The 21,979-nt window shown below is 28.9% G+C and carries 20 protein-coding genes and 7 tRNA genes; 10 read left to right on the forward strand and 17 right to left on the reverse strand.

Annotation, left to right across the window (positions count from 1 at the left end; translation table 11 throughout):
* Positions 1-19 precede the first annotated feature (19 nt).
* Genes H2277_RS04260 through murJ form a run of 7 tightly spaced genes read right to left on the reverse strand, consistent with a single transcriptional unit; the run spans position 20 to position 8,601 of the window.
* Complete coding sequence (locus H2277_RS04260; protein WP_337201133.1) at positions 20-799, reverse strand: enoyl-ACP reductase; 780 nt, start codon at positions 797-799, stop codon at positions 20-22.
* Complete coding sequence (gene dapA / locus H2277_RS04265; protein WP_337201134.1) at positions 799-1,695, reverse strand: 4-hydroxy-tetrahydrodipicolinate synthase; 897 nt, start codon at positions 1,693-1,695, stop codon at positions 799-801. Before dapA ends, H2277_RS04260 begins: the two co-directional genes overlap by 1 nt.
* A 1-nt stretch (position 1,696) precedes the next feature.
* Positions 1,697-2,938, reverse strand: a complete 1,242-nt coding sequence (locus H2277_RS04270) for a pitrilysin family protein (protein ID WP_337201135.1) — start codon at positions 2,936-2,938, stop codon at positions 1,697-1,699.
* A complete protein-coding gene (locus H2277_RS04275; RefSeq protein WP_337201172.1) occupies positions 2,935-3,987 on the reverse strand; it encodes a quinone-dependent dihydroorotate dehydrogenase in 1,053 nt (350 codons plus the stop codon). The genes H2277_RS04270 and H2277_RS04275 overlap by 4 nt, the downstream gene beginning before the upstream one ends.
* A gap of 51 nt (positions 3,988-4,038) precedes the next feature.
* Positions 4,039-5,775 carry an ABC transporter ATP-binding protein gene (locus H2277_RS04280; RefSeq protein ID WP_337201136.1) on the reverse strand — a complete coding sequence of 579 codons (1,737 nt, stop codon included), beginning with the start codon at positions 5,773-5,775 and terminating at the stop codon, positions 4,039-4,041.
* Positions 5,768-7,150: a cysteine--tRNA ligase gene (gene cysS / locus H2277_RS04285; RefSeq protein ID WP_337201137.1), complete on the reverse strand. Its 1,383-nt coding sequence runs from the start codon at positions 7,148-7,150 to the stop codon at positions 5,768-5,770. Before cysS ends, H2277_RS04280 begins: the two co-directional genes overlap by 8 nt.
* On the reverse strand, positions 7,150-8,601 hold the full coding sequence (gene murJ, locus H2277_RS04290; protein WP_337201138.1) for a murein biosynthesis integral membrane protein MurJ: 1,452 nt from the start codon (positions 8,599-8,601) through the stop codon (positions 7,150-7,152). The genes cysS and murJ overlap by 1 nt, the downstream gene beginning before the upstream one ends.
* A gap of 118 nt (positions 8,602-8,719) precedes the next feature.
* On the opposite strand from murJ, the gene H2277_RS04295 reads away from it, so the two are divergent.
* The 6 genes from H2277_RS04295 to H2277_RS04320 all read left to right on the forward strand — a co-directional run bounded on the left by H2277_RS04295 (position 8,720) and on the right by H2277_RS04320 (position 14,589).
* Positions 8,720-10,582 (forward strand): flagellar assembly protein A, encoded by a 1,863-nt coding sequence (locus H2277_RS04295; protein ID WP_337201139.1) that lies wholly within the window; start codon positions 8,720-8,722, stop codon positions 10,580-10,582.
* Positions 10,555-11,106, forward strand: coding sequence for a Holliday junction branch migration protein RuvA (gene ruvA, locus H2277_RS04300; RefSeq protein ID WP_337201140.1), 552 nt, complete (start codon positions 10,555-10,557; stop codon positions 11,104-11,106). Before H2277_RS04295 ends, ruvA begins: the two co-directional genes overlap by 28 nt.
* A 14-nt stretch (positions 11,107-11,120) precedes the next feature.
* Complete coding sequence (locus tag H2277_RS04305) at positions 11,121-12,161, forward strand: D-alanine--D-alanine ligase (RefSeq protein WP_337201141.1); 1,041 nt, start codon at positions 11,121-11,123, stop codon at positions 12,159-12,161.
* 61 nt (positions 12,162-12,222) lie between these two features.
* Positions 12,223-12,438: a type II toxin-antitoxin system Phd/YefM family antitoxin gene (locus H2277_RS04310; RefSeq protein WP_200279201.1), complete on the forward strand. Its 216-nt coding sequence runs from the start codon at positions 12,223-12,225 to the stop codon at positions 12,436-12,438.
* Between the two features lies 1 nt (position 12,439).
* Complete coding sequence (locus H2277_RS04315) at positions 12,440-13,162, forward strand: alpha/beta hydrolase (protein ID WP_337201142.1); 723 nt, start codon at positions 12,440-12,442, stop codon at positions 13,160-13,162.
* Between the two features lie 2 nt (positions 13,163-13,164).
* On the forward strand, positions 13,165-14,589 hold the full coding sequence (locus H2277_RS04320) for a UDP-N-acetylmuramoyl-tripeptide--D-alanyl-D-alanine ligase (RefSeq protein WP_337201143.1): 1,425 nt from the start codon (positions 13,165-13,167) through the stop codon (positions 14,587-14,589).
* On the opposite strand, the gene H2277_RS04325 is transcribed toward H2277_RS04320, so the two are convergent.
* Both H2277_RS04325 and H2277_RS04330 read right to left on the reverse strand, forming a co-directional pair.
* A complete protein-coding gene (locus tag H2277_RS04325; RefSeq protein ID WP_337201144.1) occupies positions 14,582-15,601 on the reverse strand; it encodes an ATP-binding protein in 1,020 nt (339 codons plus the stop codon). The genes H2277_RS04320 and H2277_RS04325 overlap by 8 nt on opposite strands.
* A complete protein-coding gene (locus H2277_RS04330) occupies positions 15,601-16,374 on the reverse strand; it encodes a DUF234 domain-containing protein (RefSeq protein ID WP_337201145.1) in 774 nt (257 codons plus the stop codon). Before H2277_RS04330 ends, H2277_RS04325 begins: the two co-directional genes overlap by 1 nt.
* 149 nt (positions 16,375-16,523) lie before the next feature.
* Between H2277_RS04330 and H2277_RS04335 the strand changes: the two genes are divergently transcribed.
* On the forward strand, positions 16,524-17,792 hold the full coding sequence (locus tag H2277_RS04335) for an aminotransferase class V-fold PLP-dependent enzyme (protein ID WP_337201146.1): 1,269 nt from the start codon (positions 16,524-16,526) through the stop codon (positions 17,790-17,792).
* A 15-nt stretch (positions 17,793-17,807) separates the two neighbouring features.
* On the opposite strand, the gene H2277_RS04340 is transcribed toward H2277_RS04335, so the two are convergent.
* From H2277_RS04340 to H2277_RS04375, 8 genes are all read right to left on the reverse strand, one after another.
* A tRNA-Asp gene (locus tag H2277_RS04340) sits at positions 17,808-17,884 on the reverse strand.
* Positions 17,885-17,894: 10 nt separating this feature from the next.
* Positions 17,895-17,970 (reverse strand) — tRNA-Val (locus H2277_RS04345).
* A 9-nt stretch (positions 17,971-17,979) separates the two neighbouring features.
* A tRNA-Arg gene (locus tag H2277_RS04350) sits at positions 17,980-18,055 on the reverse strand.
* 14 nt (positions 18,056-18,069) lie between these two features.
* A tRNA-Lys gene (locus H2277_RS04355) sits at positions 18,070-18,145 on the reverse strand.
* A gap of 5 nt (positions 18,146-18,150) precedes the next feature.
* A tRNA-Asp gene (locus H2277_RS04360) sits at positions 18,151-18,227 on the reverse strand.
* 17 nt (positions 18,228-18,244) lie between these two features.
* Positions 18,245-18,320 (reverse strand) — tRNA-Val (locus H2277_RS04365).
* A gap of 4 nt (positions 18,321-18,324) precedes the next feature.
* Positions 18,325-18,400: transfer RNA gene (locus tag H2277_RS04370), tRNA-Lys, on the reverse strand.
* Between the two features lie 61 nt (positions 18,401-18,461).
* Complete coding sequence (locus H2277_RS04375; RefSeq protein WP_337201147.1) at positions 18,462-19,241, reverse strand: amino acid ABC transporter permease; 780 nt, start codon at positions 19,239-19,241, stop codon at positions 18,462-18,464.
* A 110-nt stretch (positions 19,242-19,351) separates the two neighbouring features.
* On the opposite strand from H2277_RS04375, the gene H2277_RS04380 reads away from it, so the two are divergent.
* The 3 genes from H2277_RS04380 to H2277_RS04390 all read left to right on the forward strand — a co-directional run bounded on the left by H2277_RS04380 (position 19,352) and on the right by H2277_RS04390 (position 21,945).
* Entirely contained in the window at positions 19,352-19,726 is a 375-nt protein-coding gene (locus H2277_RS04380) for a hypothetical protein (protein WP_337201148.1), read from the forward strand.
* A gap of 159 nt (positions 19,727-19,885) precedes the next feature.
* A complete protein-coding gene (locus tag H2277_RS04385) occupies positions 19,886-20,740 on the forward strand; it encodes a hypothetical protein (RefSeq protein ID WP_337201149.1) in 855 nt (284 codons plus the stop codon).
* Between the two features lie 575 nt (positions 20,741-21,315).
* On the forward strand, positions 21,316-21,945 hold the full coding sequence (locus H2277_RS04390; protein ID WP_337201150.1) for a LexA family transcriptional regulator: 630 nt from the start codon (positions 21,316-21,318) through the stop codon (positions 21,943-21,945).
* The last annotated feature ends 34 nt before the right edge of the window (positions 21,946-21,979 follow it).

A 21,979-nucleotide genomic window follows, 5' to 3' on the forward strand; every position in this document is an offset into this window, starting at 1 on the left:
ATATTCAAGATGATTAATTTTATTTAAAAGTAGTTCCACCATCCACAATGAAAGTATGTCCAGTTACCCAACTTGCCTTTGAAGAGCAAAGAAAAAGACAAGCACCTGCTAAATCTTCAGGCTGCCCCATACGATTAAGTGGACTTAAATCAATGGTAGCTTGTTTAACTTCCTCATAATTTGTAAAAGCCCTTAAAGCATCTGTTTCAATAGGACCACCGCTGACAACATTCACACGGATATTTTTTTCTCCAAGTTCAGTGGCTGCATATCTTGCCATAGCTTCTACAGCTGCTTTTGCTGTTCCATGGCCTGCATAATTTTCTATATAAACTAAATTTCCAGTAGAAGAAATAGAAATAATACTTCCTCCCCCTACTTTTTCCATTCTCTTAGCCGCCTCTTGAGCGCCAACAACAAAAGCATTGACCGTTGCAGTAAAGATATTATTAATTCCTTTAGGTTTTAATTTCATAAATTTAGTGTATCCACCAACTACCGCACGGCCAGAAATAATCGCATTTGAAATAAAATAATCTATACGATCAAAATCTTGATCGATTTTTTCAAAAAGTTCTTTATAGGTTTCTGGTTCTAAAATATTAAATTCATAGGCTTTTGCTTTAATTTTATAGTTTGTTTCTAAATCTTTTATCATTTCTTCTGCGATTTGTGCATTAGAATTATATGTAAAAGCTACGTTGGCACCCGCTTTAGCAAATTCATATACAATAGCTTTGCCAATTCCACGCGTTCCGCCGCTAATCACTAAAGTTTTTCCTTGAAATTCTTGATTCATCAAAATCCTTTAATATTATATTGTTTCATCACTTCTTGTATTTTAGCATAGTTTTCTTTACTAGGAGGACAAAGTGGAAGTCTAAATTCTAAATTTTCTATCAAACCAGCTATATGCATCGCTGTTTTTATAGGAATTGGATTACTTTCGCAAAATAAAATTTTATTGATATTATAAAGCTCATCATTGATTTGCTTGGCTTCTTTGTAATTTTCTTCCAAAGCTCTATGTGTTAGCATACTGATTCTATCAGGCAATAAATTTGAAGTTACTGAAATTACCCCTTTTCCACCATTTGAAAGTATAGGATAATTAATCGCATCTTCACCGCTGATTAAAACCATTTTAGGTTCATGTGCAAGCAAATCCACGCACTTATCGATACTTCCACTCGCTTCTTTAATCCCATAAATATTTTCACAAGTTCTAAAAAGTTCAATAGCAGTTTCAGTAGCGATATCACAACCGGTTCTTCCTGGAACATTGTATAAAAGAACAGGAATATCCACACTCATTGCGATTGCTTTATAATGTTCATAAAGTCCTTTTTGGGTTGGTTTATTATAATATGGAGTCACACTTAAAATACCATCAGCTCCACAATCTCTTGCAAATTGCGCCAAATCAACAGCTTCATGCGTTGCATTGCTTCCAGCTCCTGCTAAAACCTTAACTTTTGTATTTTTGCAAACCTCGACTGCAATTTCAATACAAGCCTTATGTTCATCATGAGTTAAAGTTGCACTTTCCCCAGTTGTTCCTACAGGTACTATAGCATCGATTCCATTATCGATTTGTCTTTGGATTAGTTTTGCATAACATTGCTCATCAATTTTATTATTTTTAAATGGGGTAACAAGCGCTGTCATCGCGCCAATGATGACATTTTTATCCATTTTAGTCCTTTCTTAAAATCAAAGTTGTAGAATTTTCTTCACTAAAATATTTTTTAGCACATTTTTTCAAATCTAGTAAAGTTAATTTTTCTATTTTTTCTTCATAACTTAATAAAGGTTTTAAATCCCCTTTTGCTAGATAAGAACCATAAATATTAGAAACCGCACTTGCTGTATCAAGAGAAAAAATAAAATCGCTTTTAATATTATTTTTAACTTTTTGCAAATCTTTCTCTGTAAATTTGCCTTTTTTGATCTGCTCTAAAATTTTCCAAAGTTCCTTTTCAACTTCTTCAGCTTTAATCCCTACATTGCAATTGCAAATAAAAATAAATAAATTTTCATCAATGCAATCATTAGCAAAGGCGTAAAAATCATTAATCAAATGAAGCTTATCCACTAAAATTTCATTTATAATGGAACTTTTTCCACTTCCTAAAAGTTCTGATAAAGCATTTAAAGCTGGAATGTCCTTATGTTTAAAATTTGGAATTTTAAATCCTAAGGCAAGAATTTGAGTTTGAGTTTCTTTTTTGATAATAATTCTTTTTGCACCATCTTGCTTAGGTTCTTGTGTATGAATTTGTGGGATAGTTTTTGTATTTTTAATGTTTTCAAAATGTTTTTTAGAAAGTTCAAAAACTTCTTGATGTTCTATATCTCCACTAACAAGTAAAATAGCATTTTTGGGTTGATAATATATACTATGAAAATCTCTAATATCTTCAATAGTCCAATTTTCTATATCTTTATAAAATCCTATCGGAGTCCAATGATAAGAATGATACATAAAAGCATGATTAAAAAGTCTAAAATATAAATAACCAAGCGGATTATTATCTGTTCTCCATCTACGCTCTTCTAAAACAACATTTCTTTCAGGCTGAAATTCTTCATCTTTTAAACTTAAATTAGCCATTAATTCAGCAAAAAGCTCTAAAGCTTTATCTAAATTTTTTTTAGCGCATTTTATGTAATAATGTGTATAATCAAAGCTTGTACTTGCATTATCCAAACCTCCAAAGCTTTTAACGATTTCATCAAATTCGCCAGCTTTAAGGTTTTTTGTGCTTTTAAAATTTAGATGCTCAAGCATATGAGCGATTCCACTTTTACCCATGATCTCATTTCTTGAGCCAACTTTATAAAAAATATCGACGCTGATTACATCACTATTTTTATTTACAGGAAAAGAATAAACCTCGAGTTTATTCTTTAGACGAATTTTTTCAAAATGAATCATTTAAAATTAGCTCCTACAGCTTCACTGATATGCATAAAACCATCTTGTCTTAATAAAGAAATCAATTCTTGATTGATATTTTTAACTATACTTGGTCCTTTAAAGATTAAAGCGGTATAAATTTGAATCAAATTAGCTCCATTTTTAATACGCTCATATGCTTCTTTTCCGCTATCAATACCCCCGCAAGAAATTAAAAGAGTATGAGAGAAAAGCTCTTTGGCCAATTCTTTAAAGAAAAGACCATTTTTCTTTTGAATAAGCTTTCCACTAATACCCCCAAAGGTTCGCCCATTATCAATTAAAGAATAATCTGTGCTTGTATTAGCGATAATAAAACCATCTGCACCTTTTTCTATAGCTTTTTGACAAAGAGCTATAGCTATAGGAATATCCAAATCAGGCGCTATTTTTATAAAAATAGGCTTTGAAGTGATTTTTTTCGCCTCTGTTAATAAATCACTTAAAAATTGATCATTTTGCAAATCTCTTAAATTTTTAGTGTTTGGAGATGAGATATTTATAGCAAAATAATCGCACAAATCTTTAAATTCTCTTAATAAAATAAAATAATCTTCCAAAGGATTTTGACTGTCCTTGTTTTTACCTATATTTGCACCCAAAGGCAAAGCGAAAGGATAAGCTTTTGAAACATGTGAGCGAACTTCATACGATCCTTTATTATTAAAACCCATAGCATTTTGTATACTCTCTTGTTTTACCAAGCGAAACACTCTTGGTTTTTCATTTCCTTCTTGAGGTCTAGGAGTAAAAGTACCGTACTCTAAAAAACCAAAGCCTAAAGCACTCAAAGGCTTAATCATAGTTCCATTTTTATCAAAACCACCCGCTATACCTACTGGGGAGTTAAAATTAAGTCCTAATAAATTTTGTTTTAAGCTTGCATCATTTATAACAAATTTTTTAGCCATCAAACCTAATGCAGCTGGAAAAATAGCATTAAGTCCTCTTAAGGAATACTCTACTAAATAATGAGCTGATTCTGGTTGAAGTTTAAAAAGCAAGGGTTTTATTTGTTCGTACATGATAATTCCTTGAAATAAAAAAATAATAAAAATTTTAACAAAATTAAAATAAAGTTAGGCTTTCATTTCTTTTTCTTTATTTTTAAATTTTCGATAAAGCTCACAGGTATCTAAAAGCTCTTTGTCTTTTCCTATGGCTAAAACTTTCCCTTTGTCAATAACAACGATTTTGTCAGCATTTTCAACCGTACTTAATCGATGTGCAATCATTAAAATCAATCTTTCTTTTTTTAGATTTTCTATAGTTTTCATTATAGCCTTTTCACTTTCATTATCAAGTGCTGACGTTGCCTCATCAAAAATCAATAAATCTGGGTTTTTATATAAAGCTCTAGCAATGGCGATACGTTGTTTTTGTCCTCCACTTAAATTTTTTCCATGTTCTTTTACTTCAGCATAAATTCCACCCATTGATTCTACAAATTCATAAGCGTTAGCAAGTTTTAAGGCTTCGATCACTCTTTTTTCATCTAAATTTTCACTATAAGCCACATTTTCAGCAAAGCTATCATTAAAAAGATAAATATTTTGAGTCACAAGTCCTATTTTATCTCTTAAACTTTCGATATTAAAGTGATGAATATCTACATCGTTAAATAAAATTTCACCCTTATTTTTTTCATAAAAATACATCAAAAGATTAATAATAGAAGATTTTCCGCCGCCACTCATACCTACAAGCGCAAGTGTTTCTCCTTTGCTAAATTCAAAATCAATTCCATTTAAAACCTTTTTAGAAGAATTAATATAAGCAAATTCCACTTTTTTAAATTGAATTTTTTTTATACTTTTTAATTCTTTATCTCCGCCTTTAATTTCAGGCTCTAAATCCAACAAATAAAAAGTTCTTTCACTTGCTGCTATAGCCCCTTGAATACCTCCGTATAAATTCGAAAGCCTTTTTATAGGCGTATAGGCCCAAAAAAGTGCTGAAATAAAAGAAAAGAAGCTTCCAACACTCATAGTTCCTTTAATCACTTCGTGTCCACCGACTATAATCACAACAGCAACACCAATAGAACCTACAATCTCCATTAGAGGACTCGTTAAGGATCCTATTCTTGTACTTTTTAAAATAATTTTACAGAAAAATTTATTTTCTTGATCAAACTTTTGCCTTTCTTTTTCTTGTGCATTATTGGCTTTGACTAATTCTATATTTGAAAAGATTTCTCCTAAACGAGATAAAAGATCAGAATTTTTTTCTTGAATATTTCTTGCATAAAGTTTTAGTTTTTTAACGAGATAAAATAAAGGAATAATAGCAATTGGTAAAACGATCAAGGCAAAAAAAGCTAATCTTGGGCTTTGAATCACAACCACACTTAAAAGCCCTATGGCTGTAATTAGTTGAGTTAAAAAATCTGGAATAATATTAGAAACTATGCTTTGTAAAGCACCTATATCATTGGTACAACGACTTATCAATTCTCCACTTCTATGCTGTTTAAAAAAATCCATATCTAAACGCAAGATATTTTTTAACACCTTAGAGCGCAAAACTCTTAACATATCTGTACCAATATAAGAGATATAATAAGTTTGCAAATAAGAACCAGCATTTTTAAGAAAATAAACCAAAATAAATAAAAAAGGGACAATATAAAGCATAGTTTCTTTTTTTTCTATAAAAATTTGATCTAAAATAGGTTTTATCATATAAGCAGTTGCTGAAGTACCGCCACTTGCTAAAAGCATACCTATGCCAACAATAACAAATTGTCTCCAATATCTTTTGTAAAACGGCTTAAAGCGAATTAAAACTTCTTTTAAATTCATTTCTTTATGCATTTTCATACTCCCAAATCGTTCCACTTGGCGTATCTTGTAGCAAGATACCTTCCTTAGCTAAATTTTCTCTTATTTCATCAGCTTTTTTAAAATCTTTTTCTTTTTTTGCTTCATTTCTTTTCAAAATTTCATTTTCAATAAAAGTTTTTTTATCTTCACTTACTCCCCATTGAAAATATTTTTTTATGCTCATAAAACCGAAACCAAAAATTTTAGCTAATTCATTTAAAGAATTTTTAATATCTTGTTTTAAAGTTTTATTTTTTTTATCTAATTCTAAATTAGCATTATTGATAAAATCATCCAAGCAAGCTAAAGCTTTAGAGATATTTAGATCATCATTTAAAATTTCTAAAATTTTTTGTGCAATATCGCTTTGAAATGTTATATTTTGCGTCATATCAAAATCTAAAATTTCTTCCATATCTAGTCTCTTTTTAAGACGATAAAATTTATCAAGACGTTTTTTGGCAGCATGCAAATCTTCCAAAGAATAATTAAAATGCGTTCTATAATGTGAGTTTAAAAGATAAAATCTCAACACCTCGCCCATAAAATCTTTAAGTGCATCTTTTAAAAAAAAGCTATTGTTAAGGCTTTTACTCATTTTTTCATCATTGATTTTAACAAAACCATTATGAAGCCAAATTTTAGCCAAAGTTCTTTCACAACCGCAACGACATTGTGCGGATTCATTTTCATGATGCGGAAAAAGCAAATCAATTCCACCCGCATGAATATCAAGTGTGTCTTTAAAAATAGAATCAATCATAGCCACACATTCTGTGTGCCAACCTGGGCGACCTTTGCCAAATTTACTTTCATAAAAATTTTCATCAAATTTCCAAAGTACAAAATCGCTTTCATTTTTTTTCTTAATATCGCTATCAAGACGAGAAATATTTTCATCCAAACCTCGCTTAGAAAGACTTAAATAATCTTTATCTTTACTTGTATCAAAATATAAACCATCCTCCAAAGCATAAACAAAACCTTTTTCTTTTAATCTTGAAATCAAATCAATCATTTCCTTGATAAAATGAGTTGCTCTAGGCTTTAAATTAGGATCTAAGACGTTTAATTTTTTCATATCCTCTTCATAGCTTTGTATGTAAAATTCTGTTAATTCCCCAATACTTTTCCCGCTTTCAGATATTTTTTTTAAAATTTTATCATCAATGTCTGTATAATTTCGAACAAAATTGACTTCACAGCCTTGAGCGATTAAAACCCTACGCAATAAATCAAAACAAACACTACTCCTAGCATGTCCTAAATGCGCATCATCATAAACAGTAGGGCCACATAAATAAATATTGATTTTTTTCTGACCTAAATGAATTTTTTCTTTTTTAACACTATCCATTAATTTCATCAAATTATCCCCTTAAATCCCATGTAAATCCAAATAAATATATTTAAAACATAAGGCTTTGTCAAATAAAGTATTGCAGTAAAAATTACTAAAGCAATTATGATTAAAAAGTAAAATTTAAACGATATTAAACCAAAAAATTTCTTAAAACCAAATTCTTTAATATTGGCTCCAAGCAAATAAAAAGCACTTAAAGAACTCGAAAAAGCTACCCCTATAACTTTCAAATTTTCATCTTTGATTAAAATTATAAAAGCAATCGAACACAAAAGACTTATAAATAAAGCTTTAAAGGCTATAAAAGCAGCAGTTTTTTGTTTGAATTTAGCATAAAGCCATAATGAAAGAAGCTTTTGCAAACCAAATGGAAGAAGTCCTATGAGATAAGCTATTAAAACATAAGCGGTTGTAATGCTATCTGAATGGGTAAAATTTCCTCTTTGAAACAGAAGCTGACAAATTTCTAAAGAATAAACAGAACCCACAATACTTGAAACAAGCAATAAAACGCTTAAAATTATCATCGCTCTTTGCATGAATTTTAAAGCTAGATTTTCTTGGTTACTTTTTAAATGCTTTAAAATCTTAGGAAAAGAAACTTGAGTTAAGGCTATAGCAAAAAGCGCCAAAGGAAGCTGAAAAACCCGATTAGCATAATACAAATAGGAAATACTTCCGCTAATTAAAAAACTCGCTATTGTAGTATCTAAAAGAGAGCTAATTTGAGTTGCAGAAGAACCTAAAACTCCATGAAAAAAATTTCCATAAAATGATTTCATTTTTGTTTTAGCTTTTTTTAATCTTATACTTAAAATCATTGCTTTAATAACGGGATTATTTTTTAAGATAATTAAATGTAAAATCAATTGTGCCACACCACTTAAAACCGTTGCGTAAGAAAAATAATAAAGTGTTTTTAAAGGTTCATTTTTATCAACAAAAAATGCGGCAATAACTATGCTTAAATTAAATAAAGCGGCACTAAATGAAGTGATAAAAAATTTTTGTTTATAATTTAAAATTGAACCAAAAAAAGTAACTAAAAAAATAAAAAGTAAATACCAAAAATTAATCGCTACTAAAGGCGATGCGATATCAATAGTTTTTTGATCAAAACCAAAAGCAAAAATTTTAGTAAAAAAAGAAGAAAAAAAACTCACCAAAAGACAACATAAAAAAACAATTGAGCTAAACTGAACCATAATGCTAACGCAAAATGCTCCTTTTTTCCGCGCTTTTACAAAATTAGGTAAAAAACTTTGCCCAAAAGCTCCTTCTGCAAAAATTCTTCTAAAAAAAGCAGGCATTTTTAAAGCCACAAAAAAAATATCACTATAAATTCCAGCTCCTAAAAAAAGAGCGATTAAAATATCTCTAGCTAATCCTAAAACACGGGAGCAAAAAATTCCCAAGGCGTTAATAATAAAATTTTTAAATACTAAATTTTTCATTGTTTTTTTGAAATTTTTTCATGATTTTTTTAAATATAAAGATTTTATTTTAACTAAAATTGATTAAAAATTGACTATAATTTAGATTGAAATAATGATTTAATTACGAGGAAAAAATTTGGGGTTAGATGAAAAAATTATTTCTTATACCGAAGATCCAAATCAAGAGCTTTTGGAAGTATCATCTAGAACAAATATCGATTTAAATGAACTTGATTTTAATCTTTTGGCATTTTCAACCCGATACTGTTTCAATGATAATAATTGGGAGAAAATTTCAGAAAAAGATTTAAATCTTTTTGAAAAAGATGAAGTATTTCTAAAAAACGATTTGCAAATCAAACAAGAATATAAAATAGAAATTTTTCATCGGATAAATGAAGATAAATTAGCGCATGCAGTAAAACTTATCGCTAATAAAAATCTTACAAAAATAGTCGCGCAAATTGATTTTAGTTCTTTAAAGTTTCATGAAAAATTAGCCCTTGAGCTTTTGCAAAATATCTATAAAAAAATGCTTAAGCTTAAATTTTTAATAGGAATTCGCATTTTTGATTTTAAAAAAGAACTTCTTAGTGCTTGCAATAAACACAGATCAAGCCCCTTAAATCAAATTGTGCAAATTAATGTAGCTAGAGGCATTGATCCTGTTCAAAGTCAAGATGAAAAGCTGATTTTACTTTATAAAGAAAAGACTAAAAATTACACCATTGATGAAAAAAGATCAGGTATTGTAGTTGTGGATGAAAATGAAGTTGTTTTAAAACATACCAAATTTAAACAAGGAAAAGAAGGTAAAGATCTTAATTTAAGAGTATTAAAGGTTTTAAGCGCCAATGAAAATAAAATCAAATTTACTTGCTCTTCTGCATTTAAAGCAGTTGAGCATGAGGATTTTACAGATTATATTGCCTTAAAAAAAGGTTTTATAGTTGAAGAATCGGATCGTTTTGATATTAATAACCTATTAGAATTTAATGGGATTGATTTTAAAAATATAGGTATCATACGTGCTGGAATTGATAAAAATGTCAAAATCAATATTAAATTTATCTCCGATATACAAGATGCTGTTAATTCCGGAGTTGGAATAGAATGCGAGGAGTTAAATATCGCTGGAAGCGTGGGTAGCAATACTCACTTAAAAGCTGCAAAAATGAAAATTGATGGTATCACTCATTCTAAGGCTTATATTTATGCAAAAGAAGGCTATATAAAAACCCATAGGGGGTTTGCAGAAGGTGAGGTATTAAATATAGACTTACTTGAGGGCGGAACGGTTAAAGCTAAAGAAGTTAGGATTAAAAAAAGCTTAGGAGGAACAATACAAGCAGAAAAAGTTTATATAGAAGACTTAGAAAACAATAATACCTGTGTTTTTTATAACTGTGCTGTGGTTGAAAGCATGAAAGGGCAAAATAATAGATTTAAGATAAAGGTAAAAATGCTTGATAAAGATTATGATAAGGAAATTTTTGACATTAAAAATAGAATATCCGCGCTTAATCTTAAAATCAGCAAATTAAAACAATTTATATTATCTAATAAAAATGGTATTTTAAATATAGAAAAAAAAGCTTTACAGCTTAAAAATCAAGGACAAAATATACCTCCACAATATGAAAAAGCCTTAAAAGAATTTTCTTTTCAAAATCATGAATTAAATAAAGCGATCAATGAAGAAAAAGAACTTTTAGAGCTTAAAAAACAATTGCATTCTGAATTAGTAGTGCTTGAGCAAAGCCTATTTGAAGCCAAATTTATCAATAAAAGTGGCAAGTGGAATGATATGAATGAGATAAAATTTTCACTGATAGAACCTAAAAAAGATATTTTATATTCTTCTTTTAGTAATGAAAGTGCTAAATTTATTGAACTTCAAAAAAAGATAGAAGATAATCAAGAAATTATAGAAATCAACAAAAAACTCGATTACGATAAAAAGGATATAGAATGGTTGTTGCCATCGAAGGAATCATAACAAAAAAAGAACCGACTTTTGCAGTATTAAAATGTGCTAGCGGACTTAGCTATGGAGTTTTTATATCTCTTTTTTGCTCTGCTAAACTTCAAAGCAATGAAAAATGTGAGCTTTTAATCACTCAAATTATCAAAGAGGATTCCAATAGATTTTATGGCTTTTTGGATAAAAATGAACAAAAAATGTTTGAAATGCTTTTAAAGGTCAATGGTGTTGGTGCAAGTACTGCTATGGCAGTTTGCTCAAGCTTAGATGTGAATTCTTTTTATCAAGCTTTAAACATGTGTGATGAAAGTTTGCTAAAAAAAGTTCCAGGAATTGGAGCAAAAACTGCCAAAAGGATCATAGTTGAATTAAGCGATAATAAAAAGAATCTTGAAAATATCAGCAATGAGAAAAATGAAGCTCTAGCGGCTTTACTTTCTTTAGGCTTTAAGCAGGATAAAATTTTAAATATTTTACGCGATTGCACAGGAACAAATACTAGCGATCTTGTAAAAGAAGCACTTAAAAAACTAGCATAAGGAGAAAAAAATAAATGAATTTTGCGATACTTTTTGGAGGAAATTCATACGAACACGAAATTAGCATTGTAAGCGCTATAGTCTTAAAAAAAGTTCTTAAGACAAATTTAACCTTTATTTTTTGCGATGAAGATAGAAAATTTTATCTCATTCCAAATGATAAAATACATTCAAAAACTTTTAGCACAAGATCTTATAGGAAAGAAAAAGAATTATTTTTAAAACAAAAAGGATTTTATGTTAAAAATTTTATAGGCGAAAGCAAAATCGAAATAGAATGCGTGATCAATCTTATCCATGGAAAAGATGGAGAAGATGGAAAAATAGCTTCTTTGCTAGAATTTTTTGATATTAATTTCATCGGACCAAGACTTGAAGCGAGTGTTTTATCTTTTAATAAAGAATTAACCAAGCTTTACGCAAAAAATGTAGGCGTTAAAACACTTGATTATTCTATGCTTAGAAAAAATTATAATGATAATTTTATTCCAAAATTTCCTTCAATTTTAAAGCCATCGAGACTTGGTAGCAGTATAGGTATAAGTATCGTCAATAACGAAAAAGAATTCGAATACGCTAAAGATGTGGCTTTTGAATTTGATACAGATATTCTTGTGGAAGAATTTAAAAGCAATATTAAAGAATACAATCTTGCCGGTTGTATGATCGATGATGATTTTGTTTTTTCTATCATAGAAGAACCTAATAAAAAAGAATTTTTAGATTTTGAACAAAAATATCTTAGCTTTTCTGGCAATAACGAGCTTATCGAAGCTGATTTAAGTGAAGAATTAAAAACAAAACTTAAAGAAAATTTTAAAAGGATTTATAATCCATTGTTTAAAGGTGCTTTGATACGATGTGATTTTTTCATTTTAGACAACGAAGTTTATCTCAATGAAATCAATCCAAATCCAGGTTCTTTGGCAAATTATCTTTTTAAAGATTTCAATACTCTTTTAGAAAAACTTGCTAAGAATGCCAAAAATGAAAACAAGATCAAAATAAATTACAATTTTCTTCATTCAATCAACGGACAAAAAGGCAAATTATAAACTTTTAAGTCAAAATACGTTAAATTTTACATAAAATTTAACGTATTTACTAGGAAATACTATGCTCACCTTTCAAAAAGATGAAATTTATACAGCCACAGAGGTTGTTCGAAATTTTAGCCCTATTATGGAAAAATTAAAAAAAAGCCAAACCGGAAAAATCGTTATTTTAAAAAACAATAAATTTGAAGCCGTGATGCTTAGCATGACAGAATATGAACGCTTACAAAATGCTATACAACTTTTAGAAAATATTTATAAAAATCAAAAGGTTTAAAATGGCGCTAACTCAAATTATCTATGAAGAAAATACTTATAATTTAAGCTATGAAATTATCAATCAAGATCAAAAAAAAACCTTGCTTATCTTACATGGATGGGGGGCTAATAAAGAATTAATGAAGCAAGCTTTTGCCAAAGAATTTCCTGATTATTGTCATTTGTATCTTGATATGCCTGGTTTTGGAAAATCAAGTATTATAAAGGCTTTTCAAAGCAAAGATTATGTTAATATTATAAAAAAATTTTTACAAGAGAAAAAAATCGATATTGATACTTACATGGGTCATTCTTTTGGTGGAAAAATAGCAGCCCTACTTGCCTTAGAATTTAAAAATTCAAAATTAATCTTACTTTCTAATTCTGGAATTCTTGCTCCAAAATCTTTAAAAATTCGCTTAAAAATTGCCATTTTTAAATTTTTAAAAATCTTTGGCTTGGGTAAATTTTATCGTTATTTTGCAAGCAAGGATGCTTCAAATTTAAACGCTGTGATGTATCAAACTTTTAAAAATGTAGTGGATGAAGATTTGAAAGATGTTTTTTCAAAAATAGAAGCAAAAACTTATATTTTTTGGGGCATTGATGATCAAGCTACCCCATTATCAAGTGGAGAAAAAATGCATGAGCTTATTAAAAATAGCAAATTCTATCCTTTAGAAGGGGATCATTTTTTCTTTTTAAAACATTCTGCTTTTATAGCTAAACAAATAAAAGGATAAAAATGCTGATTAATGCTCTTTATTTTATTAATTCATTATTGTTTAATTTTTGCATATCTTTTTATCTTATTAGTGCTTTACAATGGTATTCTTACAAATTAAATCGTATTGTTTTTCACTATCATAAGCCTTTATGGCATTTATATTTTCTACTTTGTCCTTATTTGATGTTTTTAGTATTTCCTTTATATTCTTTAATTTATTTTGTTATTCTTGCTCCAATTTTGTATTTTTGGAATAAAAGCATAGATAAAAAACTCATCTTTACTAGCAAGGTAAAATGGTTTTTTGTTTTTGTTTTTGTTTATAACACTCTTTTTGCTATCTTAGCCTTAAGATTTTCATTTCTTTTCAATCTTTGCACCCTAGCCTTAGCACTTTTAAGTTTAAAAATTTACGATCTCTTTTCAAAAATATATTATAAAAAACAAGCCAAATCAAAATTAAACCATCTTTCAAATTTAAAAATCATACTCATTACAGCAAGTTTTGGCAAAACAAGTATTAAAAATTTTCTCTATGAGTTATTAAAAGATGATTTTAAAGTTTATAAAACTCCAAGATCTGTAAATACTCTTATGGGAATAGTTGCAGATATCAATAACAATCTAAATGAACAAACTCAAATCTATATCACAGAAGCAGGTGCAAGGCTTAAAGGAGATATCGATGAAATCACTCGCTTTTTAGAGCCACAAATTTGCATCGTAGGAGAAATAGGAAATGCGCATTTAGAATATTTTAAAAGCCTAGATAATATCAGACAAACAAAGCTTGAAGCTCTAAATTCTAAAAGATTAGAAAAAGCTTTTCTTCACACAAGCACACTAAAAAAAGAAGATGAAATCATTACTCTGTATGATGATAAAATAAGTAATATTGATTCAAATTTAGAAGGTTTAAAATTTGAAATATCATTCAAACAAGAATTACATGCTTTTAAAAGTCAAATTTTAGGAGAATTTAATGCTCAAAATTTATGTGTTTGCATACTTTGCGCTCATTATTTAGGTATTAATTTTGAGTCTATTAAGAAAAATATCTTAAATATCAAATCCGTAGAGCATCGCTTGCAAATCATTTCTAAAGAATCAAAATTCATTATCGATGATGGTTTTAATGGCAATTTTAAAGGAATGAGTGCAAGTTATCGTTTATGCAAACTTTATCAAGGACGTAAAGTTTTAGTTAGTCCTGGCATTATAGAGGTTAGCAAAGAAGAAAATATCAAACTCGCACAAATCATTAATGATTGCTTTGATTTAGCTATCATCACAGCCAATGTAAATGCTGAAATTTTTGAAAAAGAACTCAGCATCAAAAAAATCATATTAAAAGAAAAATCCGAACTGGTAAATACTTTAGCCAAAGAAACCAAAAACGGAGATTTGATTTTATTTTCTAATGATGCCCCTAGTTTTATGTAAGAGGCAAAATAAAATAAAAATTTTTAGGCTCTTTTTCAAAGCTTAATTCGCCTCTATGGGCATTGATGATTTCTTTAGAAAGAGATAAGCCTAAACCATTTCCTTTTAACTTTGTCGTCTTAAATGCCTCAAAAACCAAATTTTCATCTTTAATCTTGCAGCCATTATCATAAACTCTCAAAATTAAATTATTTTCTTTAGCTTCTGCTATGATTTTTATTTCTGGATTTTCGCATTCATTTTCTTCTATAGCATCAATAGCATTATAGATTAAATTTTGCAATACCAAACCTAAAAGTGCTTTATCGGCACAAATTTGCATATCTAAAAAATTTAATTCAAATTGAATTGGCGAAGAAAAATTATAAGAACTGATTGCGCTTTCACACTCTTCTTTTAGCTCTAAAAGATTAAAATTTAAAATATTTATATGCACACCTTTAGTAAATAATAAAGTTGAATTAACTATACGCTCTACCCTATCAATGGCTTTTTTCATCTCAAGCACTATATGTTTATTTTTAAGCTCACTCCTAGAAAAAAGAGTGGAAGCAAGTAAAGATATAGAACCTATTGGATTTCTTATTTCATGAGCTAAATGCGCAGCAACACTCCCCATACTTGCAAGTCTTTCATTGCGTTTTTCATCACTGATATCTGTAGCTGAAATAATAGTTTTTTCATTGTGCGCAATAATCTTTACAGCGTAGAATCTTCCTTCAAATTCAAGTTCATCACGCATTTTTTCAAGACTGATACTGCTTAATAATTTAGGATTTTTCAAAGCTTCTTTGTTTTGTAGAATAATACTTTTTTCTTTATCCAAAATCCAAAGTGCACTAGGCAAAACCTCGATAATCTCATCGACCATTGCGCGTAAAGAATTGTAATTTTCATTTAAAACTTTATATTCATTTTCTATGACATAAGTTTGTTCTATTAGGCTTTCTAAACCCTTTTGCAAGGTTTCTTTTTCAGTCGCATCCAAACTTTTTAAAATATTTTCATTCATTATTTTTCCTCTAATAAAATTTTAAAATCATTCATATCCATTAAAAGCAAATTTTGCTTAGCTATTTTGCAAAATTCTTTACTAAAACCATTCTTTGAAATTATAATATAATAATTGGGCGTTAAATTTAAGATTTTTGCTTTCATTTCTAAAAGATTTAAGATGTTTTTGCAAATTTTTTTATTTTTAAATTTAACTTCTCCGATTAAACTCAATTTTTCATCTTGATAATACAAATCTATTTCTAAATCCTTATTCCAATAACTTTGCACTCCTAAAATATCAAGTTTCTTTTCGATCAATTCTCTTGAGAGTTGCTCAAAACAAAAGCTTTGATAAAGTTCAAATTTTTCCTTAATGATTTCTAAAACTCTATCATATTTTTGCTCTAAAATGAATTTTTCATGGGGTTTTAAAAAATAAAAAAAGAAACGCGTAAAATGATTTTGAAATATAAGTTTATCTTGTATCACATAAGATCTTAATTCTTTTTTTAATTTTTCTCTTTTATTTTTAACTTTTTTAATTTCTTTGCTGTATTCAAGCTTTAAAATGCCATTTTTTAAAAGATATCTCAAAATAGCCCAAGCCTTAAAATGCTGTATGTTTTTATTAATAGAAAAGCGTTTTCTATTGTTTTTAGCTAAAAGAGAAAGTGCGTAAGAAGTGGTTTCATCAAAATTAAATTGAGCATTTATTCTAAGATAATCTTTGAGGAGTAAATTTTCTATATTGTAAAAAATATTTTGATTAAAATCGATTTTTTCTAGCATATCAAAACCATCAAAAATACTATAAAAATCAAAAACATTCCCTAAGGTTAAAGTGCTGCAAAAACTCGCAAAATGATTAAATTTAATATTTTTCCTTTTAAACAAATAATTTATAGTATAATTCTATCAAATTTTTACAAGGATTATAATTGCAAATTTCAGATTTAAAACAACAAATTATACTTAAAAAAGGTGTTTTGCATTTTGATTTTGCTGCAAGCGCCTTAGCCTTAAAATGCATAGAAAAACAAATCGGTAAAATATTACCAACCTATGCAAATACTCATTCTGATAGCTCTTTAAATTCTTTTAAAACTCAGCAATTTTATGAACAAGCTAGAGATGATATTAAAAAAAGTCTCAAACTAAATAAAGAATTTGCCCTTATTGCCTGTGGAACTGGATCAAGCAATGCAATAAAAAAATTTCAAGAATTACTTGGAATTTATTTACCTCCACTAGTGAAAGAAAAATATTTTTCCCAAATACAAAAAAATACACTGCCTTTGGTAATTGTTGGACCCTATGAACATCATTCTAATGAATTATCCTTTAGAGAGGGCTTGTGCGAATGCATAAGGATACCTTTAAATAAATTTGGAGAAATAGATTTTGATTTTTTAGAAAAAACCTTAAAAAGTAATAAAAAAAGGCAAATTATTGCTAGTTTTTCTTTAGCCTCTAATGTAACTGGGATATTGAGTGATTATAAGCGTATAAGTAATTTAGTGCGTAAATATAAAGGCATAGTAGCCTTTGATGCTTCTAGTTTTATCCCTTATAAAAATATATCTTGCAAATATTATGATGCTTTGTTTATAAGCTCACATAAACTCATTGGAGGTATTGGTGGCTCTGGACTTTTAGTCATCAAAAAAAATCTTTGTGGAAACAAACCTAGTTTTGCAGCAGGTGGAACCGTAGGATATGTTTCAAGAACTTCTCAATGTTATCTTTGTAATGAAGAAATTTTAGAAGAAGGCGGAACTCCTGGAATTTTACAGCTTATCCGTGCTAGTTTAGCTTTTAAGATAAAGGATTCTTTAGGAATTTCTCAAATAGAAAAAAAAGATGAGGAATTAAAAAAATATTTTTTAAAAGAAATTGAAAAAATACCTGATTTGATTCTTTATGCTAAAAATTTAACCCATCGCTTGCCCATTTTCTCTTTCAATATCAAAGGGATTTCTCCTTATGATCTTGCTTATGAATTAAGCAAAACTCATCACATTGAAACGCGTGCGGGCTGTGCATGTGCTGGACCTTATGGGCATGATTTGCTTGGTTTAAAGGATAATCAAGAGCTTAAAACAAAACCAGGATGGTTAAGAGTTAGCTTGCATTACACACATGAAAAAGAAGATATTGATTATTTTATAAAAGCTTTAAAACAAAGTATAAAAAAACTGAAATTTTAGGAAGTATCATAGAAGTGGCGCAGCGGACGGGGCTCGAACCCGCGACCTCCGCCGTGACAGGGCGGCATTCTAACCAGCTGAACTACCGCTGCACCTAAAAAATGGTGGTCACTATAAGACTCGAACTTATGACATCCACCTTGTAAGGGTGGCGCTCTACCAACTGAGCTAAGCGACCAAAAAACAATGGCGACCCCTAGAGGATTTGAACCTCTGTTTCCACACAGAGAGAGTGTTGTCCTGGGCCACTAGACGAAAGGGTCTAAACCCAAAAAAGTGGTGTCCCGTGTTGGATTCGAACCAACGGCCCCCTCCTTAAAAGGGAGATGCTCTACCGGCTGAGCTAACGAGACATAAGTGGCGCAGCGGACGGGGCTCGAACCCGCGACCTCCGCCGTGACAGGGCGGCATTCTAACCAGCTGAACTACCGCTGCACCTAAGAAGTAAGAAATGGTGGTCACTATAAGACTCGAACTTATGACATCCACCTTGTAAGGGTGGCGCTCTACCAACTGAGCTAAGCGACCAAAGTGGTGTCCCGTGTTGGATTCGAACCAACGGCCCCCTCCTTAAAAGGGAGATGCTCTACCGGCTGAGCTAACGAGACATAAACTAAAAATGAAAATGTGATTATGCCAAAATATATACTCATTTGTCAAGGATTTTTTTCATTTTTGATATTTTCTTTCTAAATAACGCGAAAATAAACCGATCGGCAAGGTTAATATAAGATAAGCTATAGCTAAGATTATATAGCCCTCAAGCGTAGCAAAAACATAAGAATTAACCTCTTGAACATTTTGCGTTAATTCATTTACAGCAATCACACTCAATAAAGAACTATCCTTGATCAAATTAGCCAATTGTCCGCTAATAGGAGCTAAGATATTTTTCAAAGCTTGTGGAAAAACCACATAAAATAAAATTTGCCTTTCACTTAGTCCTAAAGCTCTTGCACTTTCTATTTGGATCAAAACAATGCTAAGAATTCCTGATCTAAAAATTTCAGCCAGATACGCCCCAGAAAACAAAGAAAGGATAAATATCCCTACAAAATATCTATTATCAAAACCTAAATTATTGGCAATAATGTAATAAATCAGCAACACCTGAACAAGCAAAGGCGTTCCGCGAATGATTTCTATATAAAATAAAGCAAAAAATCTCAACACTATAAATCTACTCAAGCTAAAAAAACAAATCACCAAACCAAAAAAAATACTACTTCCTAAAGCAAAAAAGCTGATCAATAAAGTATTTAAAAATCCATTTAAAATTGTTTTTTTGTATTCTAATAATAAACCAAAATCAAAATGATAAACACTCACTTTAAAACTAAAATAAAAAAATAAAGTCAAAAGACAAAGCAAAAGCGTCGCATTTAATAAATAAGCTATTTTAGAAAGTGGTTTTATGGGTCTAAAGTTTTTACGCTCTTGAATAAACAAAATATCCCCCTATTCTTCATAAAAACATTTTTATAATTTCAAGTATGCAAATTTTTTTATAAGTAAAATTTAACTAAAATTTTTAAAAATCATTTTAAAGGTAAATTAATATGCTAATTTTTGGACATCCTCTAGCAAAAAATTTGAATTTTAATTTTATAGAAAAAATTGAAAATTTGCAAAACGATCAAATTTCTTGTTTTTTTTATGATGAAAAAATTATCCAAAAAGCAAAAAATGAAAATTTGGATTTTGCTATTTTTATACAAAATAAAAATGAAATTTTTTTAAGCAATGCATTTGAGGCAAAATTTTTAATCTTTAAAGATGAAAAATTAGCAAAATTTGCTTCAGAAGTGGCTGAATTTTACCTTTTTGATAGCAAAATTTTAATGATGGTAGAAAACTTTGATGATTTGGAAAAAGCTTATGATTTGAGAGTCGATGGGGTTATTTTAAAGGATTTTATAAAGAATTATCATTAAAGTATTTAAATATTTATCATATTTACTATTTTCTTATCTACAATAGCAAATAATTTATCATTTTTCATTAGTTTAAAAATATTTAATATTTTTATCCTTAAACTTGGAACAATCTTTGCTTAATCTTTTTCTAAGCAATGATCTTTGAAAGGAATGATAATGAGAAAAATTTTTCTTATTTTGGCAGTTTTAACAAACTCTTTGTTTGCTAGTGATGAGTTAAACATCGATACACTCTTTAAAAAGCAAATTGGATTAAGAAGTATTACAAGCTTTTCACTTCTTAGCACAGGTAATCCTCATTCGTATTATATTTATCCAACTATTGGGGTAAATGGGGATTTAAACGTTTGGAATGACACTAAACAACTTTATTTAAATCAAACTTTTATTTACACCCTAACACCTAAATTTGATTTACTTATTTCTGGGGGCGGAAATTATTCAAGACAAGAATATAATAATATTATTTCTGGTGCTTTTACAAGCAAAAATACTCTAAACTTTGATTCTTTATGGTTAGGTTTTATTTATACGGGCGATAGCATAGCGGATTTTGTTCCACAAATCAAATTTCAAACTGCCATCATTCAAAGAGAAAAAACAGTTTTTCAAACAAAAAACTTTTACTTTCAATCTCAAAATTTAGAAGCAAGTTTAAGAGGGTATAGCGATCCTGTGGTATATAGCATTTATACAGGATTTGGTTATAATGCAAAAAGAAAATTTAAAATTGCTAATATAGAATATGGACATAGCATTTATATTGGGGGTAATTTATCTATAATTTTAAGTCCTAAAATCACTTTAGATCTAGGAGCTGAACAAAGATTTCAAACTGAACAAAAAATCAATGGAATTAAAAATTCAGAAATCAGATCAATCCCTACAATCAGTGCAGGATCAACTTATAGTATAAACTCTGATACGGCAGTATCCGTAAGTGCTAGTTTAGGAGGAAGTTCAGCCGCACCTGATGCAATTTTTGGATTAAGCCTATGGAAAAAATTCTAAAATTATTATCAATACTCATTATTTTGCCTTTATTTTTAAAGGCAGACTTTATAGTTAAATCTGTAAGGGGTATTTTAAAAAGAACATGTAACTATCCCTAAATAATTTTAGCAAAAATCCCAAATAATAGGATTTTAAAGCTTACAAAAATGACTTTTTATCTTTCCTAATTTAAAGTGTAAAAAATCCCAAATATCCCAAAATGTCCGTTTTGTCCCTAAAAAGTAATTAAATATTGTTTAAAACGCAATTAAAAGCGATATTTGATTTTAAATTTTATATCCCAAAAATGTTTTTACCCCTATAGGATAGTTACATTTTTGCTTAAAGTATTCTTATGTTTTCTTAATGATGTAACTATCCCTATAAAACTCTATATAATCATAGTTTAACCACTTTTTATACAAAAATAATATGTAACTATCTATAGCTTTAAGGTTTGAAGGAAAGTTACATATAAATCTTAAAGATTTTTAAAAATAAACTTAAAAAATTAATCTTTCATTTTAAAATCTTTTCATTGTGTTTTTAAATTTTATGTTTAAATTCTTTGAAATTAAAATCAAGGAATTTTTATGCAAATGCAGGAAGTGATTGAAAAGTTAAAAGATATACTTGCTAGTGAAGGTAAGTATAATTTAAAAACAAAAGATATAGCCAAAGAACTAGGAATTCATCCTGATACTTTTAATTCTATGAAATTTAGAAATTCAATTCCTTATCCACAAATACTCAATTTTTTACAAGAAAGAAATATAAGTATAAATTATTTCTTTTATGGAAGCTCTCCTAAAGATCAATTAGAGTGTGAAAGCAAATATAAAATTCTAAAACTTTATAAAACAAATGCAAGTTTGGGTGGTGGTGGAATCAATGATTTGATAGATTGCTCTGAACTTATTATAGATGAAAAACTATTAAGCTTTTTTGGAAGTAAAGATTGCGAGTTTATCACTTGTTATGGAGAGAGTATGGAGCCAATTATAAAAGATGGAAGCATTTGTGTAATAGATAGAAATAAAGCTTTTAAAAATAAAAGCATTTGCGTGATTAATACTAGAGATGGTTTATATATAAAACAGGTTTTAAAACAAGCTGATGGAGTGATTTTGCATTCTTTAAATCCTTTATATAAAGATATTTTTTATAAAAATGGAGATTTTTTATTAATTGGAGTTGTAATTGGAGAGCTTTCAAAGCTATGACAGCACACATTCAGCTAAACGAAGCTAATGTTGT

The organism is Campylobacter sp. W0014 (assembly GCF_020135975.1).
Classification (GTDB): Bacteria; Campylobacterota; Campylobacteria; order Campylobacterales; family Campylobacteraceae; genus Campylobacter_D.